Annotated in this window: 11 protein-coding genes; 4 read left to right on the forward strand and 7 right to left on the reverse strand. The window is 72.8% G+C overall.

The genetic code is table 11. The features are described from left to right. The coding region (locus IG88_RS0133950) for a LacI family DNA-binding transcriptional regulator (protein ID WP_031049598.1) at positions 1 to 950 on the reverse strand (950 nt) is incomplete at its 3' end. A gap of 217 nt (positions 951 to 1,167) precedes the next feature. On the opposite strand from IG88_RS0133950, the gene IG88_RS0133955 reads away from it, so the two are divergent. Genes IG88_RS0133955 through IG88_RS0133965 form a run of 3 tightly spaced genes read left to right on the forward strand, consistent with a single transcriptional unit; the run spans position 1,168 to position 4,387 of the window. After that, positions 1,168 to 2,319, forward strand: coding sequence for a Gfo/Idh/MocA family protein (locus tag IG88_RS0133955; RefSeq protein ID WP_031049600.1), 1,152 nt, complete (start codon positions 1,168 to 1,170; stop codon positions 2,317 to 2,319). Next, complete coding sequence (locus tag IG88_RS0133960) at positions 2,316 to 3,485, forward strand: dihydrodipicolinate synthase family protein (RefSeq protein WP_031049602.1); 1,170 nt, start codon at positions 2,316 to 2,318, stop codon at positions 3,483 to 3,485. Before IG88_RS0133955 ends, IG88_RS0133960 begins: the two co-directional genes overlap by 4 nt. Continuing rightward, positions 3,482 to 4,387 (forward strand): sugar phosphate isomerase/epimerase family protein, encoded by a 906-nt coding sequence (locus IG88_RS0133965; protein ID WP_051852177.1) that lies wholly within the window; start codon positions 3,482 to 3,484, stop codon positions 4,385 to 4,387. The genes IG88_RS0133960 and IG88_RS0133965 overlap by 4 nt, the downstream gene beginning before the upstream one ends. 155 nt (positions 4,388 to 4,542) lie before the next feature. On the opposite strand, the gene rbsD is transcribed toward IG88_RS0133965, so the two are convergent. The 6 genes from rbsD to IG88_RS0133995 all read right to left on the reverse strand — a co-directional run bounded on the left by rbsD (position 4,543) and on the right by IG88_RS0133995 (position 11,056). Beyond that, complete coding sequence (rbsD, locus tag IG88_RS0133970) at positions 4,543 to 4,932, reverse strand: D-ribose pyranase (RefSeq protein ID WP_031049605.1); 390 nt, start codon at positions 4,930 to 4,932, stop codon at positions 4,543 to 4,545. Beyond that, on the reverse strand, positions 4,929 to 5,834 hold the full coding sequence (locus IG88_RS0133975; protein WP_031049609.1) for a ribokinase: 906 nt from the start codon (positions 5,832 to 5,834) through the stop codon (positions 4,929 to 4,931). Before IG88_RS0133975 ends, rbsD begins: the two co-directional genes overlap by 4 nt. Positions 5,835 to 5,897: 63 nt before the next feature. Then, positions 5,898 to 7,856, reverse strand: a complete 1,959-nt coding sequence (locus IG88_RS0133980; RefSeq protein WP_031049611.1) for a substrate-binding domain-containing protein — start codon at positions 7,854 to 7,856, stop codon at positions 5,898 to 5,900. Then, on the reverse strand, positions 7,846 to 9,372 hold the full coding sequence (locus IG88_RS0133985) for a sugar ABC transporter ATP-binding protein (RefSeq protein ID WP_031049613.1): 1,527 nt from the start codon (positions 9,370 to 9,372) through the stop codon (positions 7,846 to 7,848). The genes IG88_RS0133980 and IG88_RS0133985 overlap by 11 nt, the downstream gene beginning before the upstream one ends. Further along, positions 9,369 to 10,409 carry a LacI family DNA-binding transcriptional regulator gene (locus IG88_RS0133990; protein ID WP_031049616.1) on the reverse strand — a complete coding sequence of 347 codons (1,041 nt, stop codon included), beginning with the start codon at positions 10,407 to 10,409 and terminating at the stop codon, positions 9,369 to 9,371. Before IG88_RS0133990 ends, IG88_RS0133985 begins: the two co-directional genes overlap by 4 nt. Before the next feature lie 161 nt (positions 10,410 to 10,570). Continuing rightward, positions 10,571 to 11,056, reverse strand: coding sequence for a carboxymuconolactone decarboxylase family protein (locus tag IG88_RS0133995; protein ID WP_031049619.1), 486 nt, complete (start codon positions 11,054 to 11,056; stop codon positions 10,571 to 10,573). Between the two features lie 196 nt (positions 11,057 to 11,252). On the opposite strand from IG88_RS0133995, the gene IG88_RS0134000 reads away from it, so the two are divergent. Further along, complete coding sequence (locus tag IG88_RS0134000; RefSeq protein ID WP_420712112.1) at positions 11,253 to 12,191, forward strand: RNA polymerase sigma-70 factor; 939 nt, start codon at positions 11,253 to 11,255, stop codon at positions 12,189 to 12,191. The last annotated feature ends 4 nt before the right edge of the window (positions 12,192 to 12,195 follow it).

Below are 12,195 nucleotides of genomic sequence, written 5' to 3' on the forward strand. Positions count from 1 at the left end.
CGCCCCGCCCGCGCCCCCGCCTCCGCCAGCGGCAGCCGTACCGTCGTCAGCGCGGGCACCGCGTCGATGCTGAACGGCAGGTCGTCGAAGCCCGCCACGGACACGTCGTCCGGGATCCGCAGCCCCGAGTCGCGCAGCGCCGCGCACGCGCCCAGCGCGACGGTGTCGTTCGCGGCGACGACGGCGGTCAGCGTCGGGTCCCGGCGCAGCAGTTCCAGCGTGGCCTCGTATCCCGCCTGCCGGTCGTAGCGGCCGTGGACCGTCCAGCGGGGGTCCTCCTCGATGCCGTGCGCGGCGAGTGCCGCGCGGTGGCCCTCCAGCCGGTGCCGGGTCGTGGTCCGCTCCTGGGGCCCCGCGATGTAGCCGAGCCGGCGGTGCCCGAGCCCGATCAGGTGCTCGGTCAGCTCCCGTCCGCCGCCGCGGTTGTCGAAGGTGAGCGCGATCGCCCCGGTGTCCGGTGCGGGCGGCCGCCCGCACAGCACCACCCGCGTCCCCGCCTCCGTGAGCCTGCGCAGCTTCGCCGCCACCGCCGCCTGGTGCGCCCCGTCCTCCATCGCACCGCCGGTCAGCACCACCGCCGCCGCCCGCTGCCGCTGCAGCAGCGTGAGGTAGGTCAGCTCCCGCTCCGGGGTGCCCCCGGTGTTGCAGACCACGGCGAGTCTCTCGCCGCCCGCCCTGCCGCCGGGACCGCCGATCTCGGACTGGACGGCGCCGGCCATGATGCCGAAGAACGGGTCGGCGATGTCGTTGACGAGGATGCCCACCAGGTCGGAGGTGGCCGCCGCCAGCGCGCTCGCGGGGCCGTTGAGCACGTAGTCCAGCTCGTCGACGGCCTTGAGCACCCGGTCCCGGGTGGAGGCGGCCACGGGGTAGTTCCCGTTCAGTACGCGCGACACGGTCGCGGGGGAGACCTGGGCGCGGGCCGCCACGTCCGCCAGTGTCACCGTCATGTTCTCGTCCTCCGCATCGCGCGTGTGAGCCGAACACCGTCCGGGGTGACCCTACGGCCACCGCCCGCCGCCGTTCGCCCCCTCGAACAACTCACCCGAACCGCGGTCTTGTCCAGACCACCGTTCACAGGCTAGCTTCGTTCTACATAGAAAGCGCTTGCTGTACGGCTCGAACTCGATCCGGGGCTCGCGGCACGGCTCGTACGAAGGGAATGACGTGACACGCAAGACGGTGCGTATCGCCATGAACGGTGTGACCGGGCGCATGGGCTACCGCCAGCACCTGGTCCGCTCCATCCTGGCGCTGCGCGAACAGGGCGGCCTCGACCTCGGCGACGGCACCGTGCTGTGGCCGGAGCCGGTCCTGGTCGGCCGCCGGGAACACGCGCTGCGGGCGCTGGCCGAGCGGCACGGACTCGACCACGTCTCCACGGACCTGGACGCGGTCCTCGCCGACGACAGCGTCGACGTCTACTTCGACGCCCAGGTGACCTCGGCCCGCGAGGAGGCGCTCAAGAAGGCGATCGCTGCGGGCAAGCACATCTACACCGAGAAGCCGACGGCCACCGGCCTCGACGGCGCCCTGGAACTGGCCCGCCTGGCCAACGCGGCCGGCATCAAGCACGGCGTCGTCCAGGACAAGCTCTTCCTGCCCGGCCTGCTCAAGCTCAAGCGCCTGATCGACGGCGGCTTCTTCGGCCGGATCCTGTCGGTGCGCGGCGAGTTCGGCTACTGGGTCTTCGAGGGCGACTGGCAGGAGGCCCAGCGCCCGTCGTGGAACTACCGCGCCGAGGACGGCGGCGGCATCGTCGTCGACATGTTCCCGCACTGGGAGTACGTGCTGCACGAGCTGTTCGGCCGCGTGAAGTCCGTCCAGGCCCTCACCGCCACCCACATCCCCGAGCGCTGGGACGAGAAGGGCAAGCCCTACGACGCGACCGCCGACGACGCCGCCTACGGCGTCTTCGAGCTCGACGGCGGCACGATCGCCCAGATCAACTCCTCCTGGGCGGTCCGGGTCAACCGCGACGAACTGGTCGAGTTCCAGGTCGACGGCACCGAGGGCTCGGCCGTCGCGGGCCTGCGCAACTGCCGCGTCCAGCACCGCTCGGCCACCCCCAAGCCGGTCTGGAACCCGGACATCCCCGCCACCGAGGTCTTCCGCGACCAGTGGCAGGAGGTCCCCGACAACGGCGAGTTCGACAACGGCTTCAAGGCCCAGTGGGAGCTGTTCCTCAAGCACGTCTACGCCGACGCCCCCTACCACTGGGACCTGCTGGCCGGCGCCCGCGGCGTCCAGCTCGCCGAACTGGGCCTGAGGTCCTCCGCGGAGGGCCGCCGCCTCGACGTACCGGAGATCGGCCTGTGACCCTCCACCTGCCGAACCCCGACGGCACCACACGCCCCTACACCCCCCGCGCCGAGCCCCCGGCCGTTCCCGGGGCGGGCGGAGGCAGCGCTTTCACCTCCCGTACGGTCTTCTCCGCCGCGCACGTCGTCGCCGACCCGTACGCCGACACGACCCCCGACGGGCCCGCCGCCGTGGACTGGGACGCCACCCTCGCCTTCCGCCGCCACCTGTGGTCCCACGGGCTCGGCGTCGCCGAGGCGATGGACACCGCCCAGCGCGGCATGGGCCTGGACTGGGCCACGGCGGCCGAACTGATCCGCCGCTCCGCCGCCGAGGCGAAGTCGGCCGGCGGCCGCATCGCCTGCGGAGTGGGCACCGACCAGCTCACCGCGACGGCCACCACCACACTCGCGGACGTCCGGTCGGCCTACGAGGAACAGCTCGCCGTCGTCGAGGAGTCGGGCGCCCAGGCCATCCTGATGGCCTCCCGCGCCCTCGCCGCGACGGCCGGGGGCCCGGACGACTACCTGGAGGTATACGGCCACCTGCTGCGCCAGTCCGCCGAGCCGGTGATCCTGCACTGGCTGGGACCGATGTTCGACCCGGCCCTGGAGGGCTACTGGGGCTCGTCCGACCTGGACGCGGCCACCGACACGTTCCTTGAGGTCATCGCCGCCCACCCCGACAAGGTCGACGGCATCAAGGTCTCCCTCCTGGACGCCCAGCGCGAGATCGACCTGCGCCGCCGCCTGCCGCGGGGCGTGCGCTGCTACACCGGCGACGACTTCCACTACCCGGAGCTGATCGCGGGCGACGACCAGGGCTTCAGCCACGCCCTGCTCGGCATCTTCGACCCGCTGGGCCCGCTGGCGGCACAGGCGGTCCGCGTCCTCGACACCGGGGACACGGAGGGCTTCCGTGCCCTGCTCGACCCCACGGTGGAACTCTCCCGCCACCTCTTCCAGGCCCCCACCCGCTACTACAAGACGGGCGTGGTCTTCCTGGCCTGGCTGTCCGGCCACCAGAGCCACTTCACCATGGTCGGCGGCCTCCAGTCGGCCCGTTCCCTGCCGCACTTCGCCCGCGCCTACGAACTCGCCGACGGCCTGGGCCTGTTCCCGGACCCGAAGCTCGCCCAGGAGCGCATGCGGACCCTGCTGAGCCTGTACGGAGTGAACCAGTGAGCGATCCCGGCCTGACCCGCTTCAGCATCAACCAGATGACGGTCAAGCAGCTCTCGCTGCCCGAACTGACCACCGCCTGCCGCGAACTGGGCATCGGCAACGTCGGCCTGTGGCGCGAGCCCGTCCAGGCCCACGGCGTCGAGGCGGCGGCCAAGCTGGTCCGCGACGCGGGCCTGCGGGTCACCACCCTGTGCCGCGGCGGGTTCCTCACCGCGACCGACCCGGGCGAGCGCGCCGAGGCCCTGGCCGACAACCGCCGCGCCGTCGACGAGGCCGCCGCCCTCGGCACCGACACCCTGGTCCTGGTCTCGGGCGGCCTCCCCGCCGGCGACAAGGACCTGCGCGCGGCCCGCGAGCGCATCGCGGACGCGCTGGCGGAGCTGGGCCCGTACGCCGAACAGCACGGCGTACGCCTCGCGATCGAGCCGCTGCACCCCATGTTCGCCTCGGACCGCTGCGTGGTCTCCACCCTCGCCCAGGCCCTGGACATCGCCGAACGCTTCCCGGCCCGGCAGGTCGGCGTCACCGTCGACACGTACCACATCTGGTGGGACGACCGGGCGCCCGAGCAGATCGCCCGGGCCGGCGCGGGCGGCCGCATCCACACCTTCCAGCTCGCCGACTGGACGACGCCGCTGCCCGAGGGCGTCCTCAACGGCCGCGGCCAGATCGGCGACGGCGCGATCGACATGCGGGAGTGGAAGGGGTACGTCGAGGCGGCCGGGTACACCGGCCCGATCGAGGTCGAACTCTTCAACGACGCCCTGTGGGCCCGGGACGGGCGGGAGGTGCTGGCGGAGACGGCAGCACGGTTCGCCGCGCACGCGGGAGACGGGGCCGAGTCCGGGGCGGGGTCGAGGTCCGGGTCCGGGTCCGGGTCCGGGTCCGGGTCCGGAAAATAATCCCGGCGGCCGTGCAACCCTCGCACGGTCCGGCGGGTCGTACGTGGCATCGGAACTCCCGTGGGGGTACCCGGGGGGGGACCCCGGAGTTCCGAAGGGGAGGGAAACCGAAGGGGCCCGGTCGACGACCGGGCCCCTTCGAAGTTCCCGTCTCCTCAGAAGAAGACCCCGCACCGCAGCAGCACGTTCGCGTACGGACGGGCCTCGCCCGTGCGGACGACCAGGCGGGCGCCCGCCGACAGCTCCTTCAGCCGCTCGTGCGGGACGAGTTCGAGCGCCGGGAAGTGACCGTCGAGCAGCGCGGCGGCCTCCGCGTTGGCCCCCCGCACCTCCTCCGCGGCCGTCGCGCCCTCGATCACCAGCTCCGCCAGCAGCCCGTCCAGCACCTCGGCGAAGGACGGCACCCCGGCCCGGAAGGCCAGGTCGACGACGCGCGGACCGGCCGGGACGGGCATGCCCGCGTCGCACACCAGGACCCCGTCCCCGTGGCCGAGTTCGGCGAGGGCGCCCGCGAGATGCCGGTTGAGTATTCCCGTCTTCTTCACAGCGCCTCGGCCTCCGCGGCCGTCGGGTACGACTCCTGCGCCCCCGCCTTCGTGACCGCCGCCGCGCCCACCCGGGCCGCGTAGGCCGCCGCGTCGGCGAGTGACTCGCCGGTGCCCAGCCGCCAGGCCAGCGCCGCGGTGAAGGCGTCACCGGCGCCGGTGGTGTCCACGGCGTCCACCTTCACGGACGGCACCCGGGTCACGCCCCCGGCCGCCGAGGCGACCAGCGCGCCCTCGGCCCCCAGGGTCACCACCACCGAGCGCGGCCCCTTGGCCAGCAGGACGCGGGCCCAGTCCTCGGGCCGCTCGCCGACGAGGGCGTCGCCGAGGATCACCTTCGCCTCGTGCTCGTTGACGATCAGCGGGTCGCACGCCGCCAGCACCTCCTGCGGAAGCGCCCGCGGCGGTGACGGGTTCAGTACGAACCGGCTGCCCGGCGCGAGCGAGCGGACCACCTCCACCACCGTCTCCAGCGGGATCTCCAACTGCGTGGAGACCACCCGGGAGGCGTGGAAGAGGCTGGCCGCCGCCCGCACATCCCCCGGCGCGAGCCGGCCGTTGGCGCCGGGCGAGACCACGATGCTGTTGTCCCCGGACGGGTCGACGGTGATCAGCGCGACGCCGGTCGGCGCACCGCCCACCAGGACACCGACCGTGTCGACGCCGGCCGCCCGCTGCGAGTCCAGCAGCAGCCGGCCGTAGTCGTCGTCGCCGACCCGGGCCAGCAGGGCCGTACGGGCACCGAGCCGGGCGGCGGCGACGGCCTGGTTGCCGCCCTTGCCGCCCGGGTGGACGGCCAGGTCGGAGCCGAGCACCGTCTCGCCGGCCCCCGGCCGCCGCTCGACACCGATCACCAGGTCGGCGTTGGCCGACCCGACGACCAGCAGGTCGTAGTCGTACATCAATCGTTCTCCGATTCGAGTGGTTCCCGCTGGATTGCGCGAGGTTCCGACGGACGGCCGGTCTCAGCCCTCGAAGCCGGCCACGTTCTCCTTGGTGACGACCTTCACGGGCACCTTCACCGTCTGCTCCACCTTCTTGTCCTCGGCCGCCCGCAGCGCGTTCTGCACGGCGATCCTGCCCAGTTCCCTCGGCTGCTGCGCGACGGACGCGTACAGCGTCCCCGCCTCGACCGCCTTCAGCCCGTCCGGCGTGCCGTCGAACCCGACGACCTGCACGGACTTCCCGGCCTTGGCGCCCAGCGCCTTGATCGCGCCCAGCGCCATCTCGTCGTTCTCCGCGAACACGCCGTCCACGTCGGGGTGCGCCTGGAGCAGGTTGGTCATCACGTCCAGGCCCTTGGTGCGGTCGAAGTCCGCGGGCTGCTTGGCGACCACCTTGATGCCCGGGTACGCCTTCAGCCCGGCCGCGAAGCCCGCCCCGCGCTCCCGGCTGGCGGAGGTGCCGGCCTGGCCCTGGAGGATCACGATGGTGCCCTTGCCGCCGAGCTTCTCGGCGAGCGCCTTGGCGCCCAACTGCCCGCCCTCCACGTTGTCGGAGGCGACCAGCGCGGACGTCTCGGCCTTGTTGACGCCGCGGTCCACGGCGATGACGGGGATGTCGTCCTTGTTCGCCGTGCGCACCGAGGGACCGGCCGCGTCGGAGTCCACCGGGTTGACGACGACCGCGGACAGGCCGCCGCTGACGAAGTTCTGCAGTTGGTTGGCCTGCTGGGAGGCGTCGTTCTGGGCGTCCGTCACCGTCAGGTCCACGCCCAGCTTCTTCGCCTCCTCCTCGGCGCCGTTCCTGATCTGCACGAAGAACGGGTTGTTGAGCGTCGACAGCGACAGCCCTATCTTCTGGTCCTTGCCGCCCGAGGAACCGCCGTGCAGCAGCGAGGTCGCGCCGACGACGGCCACCGCGACGACGGCCGCGATCACGTACGTCAGCGCCTGCTTCCCCCGGTTGCCGCCCCCGGAGGCCCCGGCGGCCACGGGCGTCGCCCCGGCCTTGCGGCGCAGCGTGTCGAAGAGCACCGCCAGCGCGATGACGACACCGATGACGACCTGCTGCCAGAACGCGGACACCGACAGCAGGTTGAGGCCGTTGCGCAGCACCGCGAGGATCAGCGCGCCGACGAGCGTGCCCGACGCCTTGCCGGTGCCGCCCGCGAGCGAGGCGCCGCCGATGACGACGGCGGCGATGGCGTCCAGCTCGTAACCCTGCGCGGCCTGCGGCTGCGCGGAGGCCAGCCGGGAGGCGAGGACGATGCCCGCGGCGGCGGCGAACAGGCCGGAGAAGGCGTAGATGGCGAGCTTCTGCCGCTTCACCCGCAGCCCGGACAGCCGCGCGGCCTCCTCGTTGCCGCCGATGGCGTACATGGAACGGCCGATGTACGTGCGCCCGAGCACGAACGCGGTGATCAGCCCCATCACGATCATCACGAGCACCGGCACCGGCAGCCACCCGCCGAGGGTGTCCCCGAGGTGGGAGACCGAGTCCGGGAAGGCGATCGGCGAGCCCTGCGAGATGACCAGCGACAGACCGCGCCCCACCGAGAGCATGGCCAGCGTCGCGATGAACGGCGGCAGCTTCCCGTACGAGATGAGGAAGCCGTTCACCAGACCGCACGCGATGCCCGTCAGCACGGACAGCAGCACGGCGAGGGCCACCGGCATCCCGGCCTCGGTGGCGCTCCACGCCAGCACGGTGGCCGACAGCGCGGCGACCGAACCGACCGACAGGTCGATGCCCGCCGAGACGATGACGAAGGTGACGCCGAAGGCGAGGATCGCGGTGACGGCGGCCTGGACACCGACGTTGAGGAGGTTGTCCGCGGTCAGGAAGTCCCCGGACAGCGCCGACATGGCGACGACGAGGACGATCAGCGCGGTCAGCGCGCCGTTGTCGAGCAGCAGGCGGCGCAGGCCGCCCGTGGCGCCGCCCTGCGCGCCCGGCTTGCTCTTGAGCGTGTCAGTGGCCACGGGAGGCCTCCGTTCCGTTGGGGTGGGTACTGACGGCGAGGGCCATCACCGCGTCCTGGGTGGCCCGTTCGGCGGGGAGTTCGCCCGCGACGCGCCCCTGCGCCATGACGACCACGCGGTCGCTCATGCCGAGCACCTCCGGCAGATCGCTGGAGATCATGAGCACGGCGGCGCCAGCGGCCGTCAGTTCGTTGATGAGCTGGTAGATCTCGACCTTGGCGCCGACGTCGATGCCGCGCGTCGGCTCGTCGAGGATCAGCACCTTGGTGTCGGCCAGCAGCCACTTGCCGATGACGACCTTCTGCTGGTTGCCGCCGGACAGGGTGCGCACGTGCTGTCCGAGCCCGGCCATCCGCACGCCGAGCTGTCCGGCGACGCGCTCGGCCGCCGCGTGCTGCCCCTTGAGGTCGACGAGTCCCGCGCGGGCGCTCGACCGCAGGGTGACCAGCCCGAGGTTCTCCGCCACGGAGGCGTCCAGGACGAGCCCCTGCCCCTTGCGGTCCTCGGGCACGAGCCCGATCCCGGCGGCCATGGCGGCGTTCACGTCGTTGCGGCGCAGCGGCGCGCCCGCGACGTGCACGCTCCCGGCGTCGTACGGATCGGCGCCGAACACCGCCCGCACCACCTCCGTCCGCCCGGCCCCGACCAGCCCCGCGATGCCGACGACCTCACCGGCCCGCACCTCGAAGCCCACGTCGTGGAAGACGCCGTCGCGGGTGAGCCCCTCCACCTTGAGCAGGGGCTCACCGGGGTCGGTGCGCTCGCGCGGGTACTGCTGCTCGATCGACCGCCCGACCATGAGCCGGACCAGTTCGTCCTCCGGGGTGGAGGCGGGCACCTGTCCGACGCTCCTGCCGTCCCGGATGACGGTGACGCGGTCGCCGAGCGCGGCGATCTCCTCCAGGTGGTGGGTGATGAAGACGATCCCCACGCCGTCCTCGCGCAGCCGCCGCACGATGGCGAACAGCTTCTCGACCTCCTCGGAGGTCAGGACGGCGGTCGGCTCGTCCATGATGAGCACGCGGGCGTCCAGGCTGAGCGCCTTGGCGATCTCGACCATCTGGAGCCGGGCGATGCCGAGTTCACGCACCCGGGCACGCGGGGAGACGTTGACCCCGACCCGCTCCAGCAGCACCTCGGCGTCGGCGTTCATCCGCTTGCGGTCGATCATGCCGAACCGGCGCGGCTGGCGGCCCAGGAAGATGTTCTCGGCGACCGTCAGATCGGGGACGAGGTTGAACTCCTGGTAGATGGTGGCGATCCCGAGGCGCTCGGAGTCCTGCGCACCGTGGATGCGCACCTCCTCGCCACCGGCCAGGATCCGCCCGGCGTCGGGCGTGTAGGCGCCGGAGAGCATCTTGATGAGCGTGCTCTTGCCCGCGCCGTTCTCACCGAGGAGCACGTGCACCTCGCCCCGGCGCAGGTCGAAGTCGACGCTGTCGAGCGCGACCACACCGGGGAAGGTCTTGCGGATGCCCTCGATGCGCAGCAACTCGTCCGGACTGCGGCTGCTCACGGCGTACTCCTTCGTACGGGGGAGGGGGACGGGGGGTGTTCGGCGGGCGGCTCGCCGCACGAGCGGCGCACGACGAGCCGCGCCGGAAGGGTGACGGACTCCCCGGCCCGCCCGGCGATCCGCTCGACCAGGGCGCGTACGGCGGCCCGTCCGAGGTCCCGGGTGGGCTGGGCGATCGCGGTGACCGGCGGCCCGGTGTGCAGGAACCAGGGGATGTCGTCGAACGCGGCGAGCCCGATGTCCTCGGGGACCCGCAGCCCGCGCGCGCGTACGGCGTCCAGCGCGCCGAGCGCCATCAGGTTGTCGGCGGCGAAGACCACCTCGGGCGGCTCGGGCAGGTCGAGGAAGCCCTCGGTGACCCGGCGCCCGCTGCCGGCCTGGAAGTCGCCCTGGCCGATGTAGGCGTCGGGGAGGGGGAGCCCGTGGGCGGCCAGCGCCTCGCGGAAGGCGTCGACGCGCTCGCGTCCGGTCGTGGTGGCGGCGGGCCCGGCGATGATCGCGAGCCGCCGGTGCCCGAGCCCGTGCAGGTGGGCGACGAGGTCCCGTACGGCCGCCCGCCCGTCCGACCGGACGACGGGCACGTCCACGCCGGGGATCCACCGGTCGACGAAGACCATCGGCGTCCCGGCCCGTGCCGCCTCCAGCATGCGGGGGGAGCCGCCGTCGGTGGGGGAGACGAGGAGCCCGTCGATCCGCCGGTCGAGCAGCGTCGTGACGTGGTGGTCCTGGAGGTCGGGGCGCTCGTCGGCGTTGCCGATGATGACGCTGTAGCCCAGCGCGCGGGCCTCCTCCTCGACGGAGCGGGCCAGCTCGGTGAAGTACGGGTTCATGACGTCGCTGATGACCAGGCCGAGGGTGCGGGTCTGGTCGGTGCGCAGCGACCGGGCGACGGCGTTGGGGCGGTAGCCCAGCGTCTCGACGGCGGCCAGCACGCGGGCGCGGGCGGCGGGGCTGACGGACGGGTGGCCGTTGAGCGCCCGGGAGACCGTGGCGACGGACACGCCTGCCTCGGCGGCGACGTCCTTGATGCTCGCCATCGTCGTTCCACCTCCTCGTGGAATCGATTACACGGAGGATTGGAAACGATTACACGAGCGGATTCAAGGGGTCGGCCGGCGCCGAGACGGAATCGTGACCGGAGAAAGGGCGGCACCCGGGGTGATGCCGCCCCGGGTGCCGCCCCGACCGCTCGCGGCAGTCAGCCCACCGCCGCCGCGAACATCCCCGCCTCGTACGAGCCGCCCTTCTGGTGCGTGATCACGGCGAGCCGGTTGGCCGCGTTGATCATGGCGACCAGGCAGACCAGCGCGGCGACCTGGTCGTCGTCGTAGTGCTTGCGCACCAGCGCCCACGTCTCGTCGGACACGCCCTCGTGGGCGTCGGCGAGCCGGGTGCCCTCCTCGGCGAGGGCCAGCGCGGCCTGCTCGGCCTCGGTGAACACCGTGGACTCGCGCCAGGCGGCGACCAGGTGCAGCCGGACCGCGCTCTCCCCGGCGGCGGCGGCCTCCTTGACGTGCATGTCGATGCAGTGGCCGCAGCCGTTGATCTGGCTGGCCCGCAGCGAGACCAGTTCCTGCGTGGCCTTCGGCAGCGGCGACTCGTGCATCAGCATGCCCATGCCGGCGAACCGCTTCGTGAACCGACCGGCGAACTCGTTCTCGAACAGATTGAATCGGGTGTCCATGATCTCGTCCTCGCTCTCGATGCCTCGATGCCTCGATGTCTCGGTGTCTCGGTGACGAACACGAGACCCCGCCGGCCCGCACCCTGTGACAGGACGCGGACGTGACCCAGGACACCGCCGACGGGTGTCACAGAACCCCGGCGGCCGGTGTCCCGTGCACGAGACACCGCCGGAACCGAACGAACGGGAGAAGCTGGTGACCAGTGACAACAGCGGCCGCGAACAGGACGAGGCGACCTGCGGGAGCGCAGCCGCGGACGCGGCCACCGAGGACTTCGTCGCGCATCGCAACCTGCTCTTCACGGTCGCCTACGAGATGCTCGGCTCGGCCGCGGACGCCGAGGACGTCCTCCAGGAGACCTGGCTGCGGTGGGCGGGAGTCGACCTCGACACGGTGCGCGACCGCCGCGCCTACCTGGTCCGCATCACCACCCGCCAGGCCCTGAACCGGCTGCGCACCCTCGGCCGCCGCAAGGAGTCCTACGTCGGCTCCTGGCTGCCCGAGCCGCTGCTGACCACGCCCGACGTGGCCGAGGACGTCGAGCTGGCGGACAGCGTGTCGATGGCGATGATGCTGGTCCTGGAGACCCTGGCGCCGGTCGAGCGGGCGGTGTTCGTCCTGCGCGAGGTGTTCGACCTCGGCTACGACGAGATCGCCGAGGCGGTGGAGAAGAGCCCCGCCGCCGTCCGGCAGATCGCGCACCGGGCCCGCGCGCACGTGGCGGCCCGCCGCCCGCGCGGGGAGGTCACGACGGCCGAGTCCCGCCGGGCGCTCGCGGCGTTCCGGCGGGCGGTGGAGACGGGCGACCTCCAGGGCCTGCTCGACATCCTCTCCCCGGACGTCGTCCTGCTCGGCGACGGCGGCGGCATCAAGCAGGCCGTCCCGCGGCCCGTCGTCGGTGCCGACAAGGTGGCCCGCCTCATGCTGGGCGGCCTGGGCAAGCTGGACATGGAGGTGAGGATGGAACCGGCCCAGGTCAACGGACACCCCGCCCTGGTCGTCCGGCTCGACGGCGAGCTCGACACCGTGGTGGCGGTGCGCTTCGACGAGGGCCGCATCACCGGGCTCTACGCGGTGCGCAACCCGGAGAAGCTGGCGTACATGCGTGAGGAGGCGACCACCCTGAGCCGGTGAGCGC

Source organism: Streptomyces sp. NRRL F-5650 (assembly GCF_000721365.1).
Lineage (GTDB): Bacteria > Actinomycetota > Actinomycetes > Streptomycetales > Streptomycetaceae > Streptomyces > Streptomyces ardesiacus.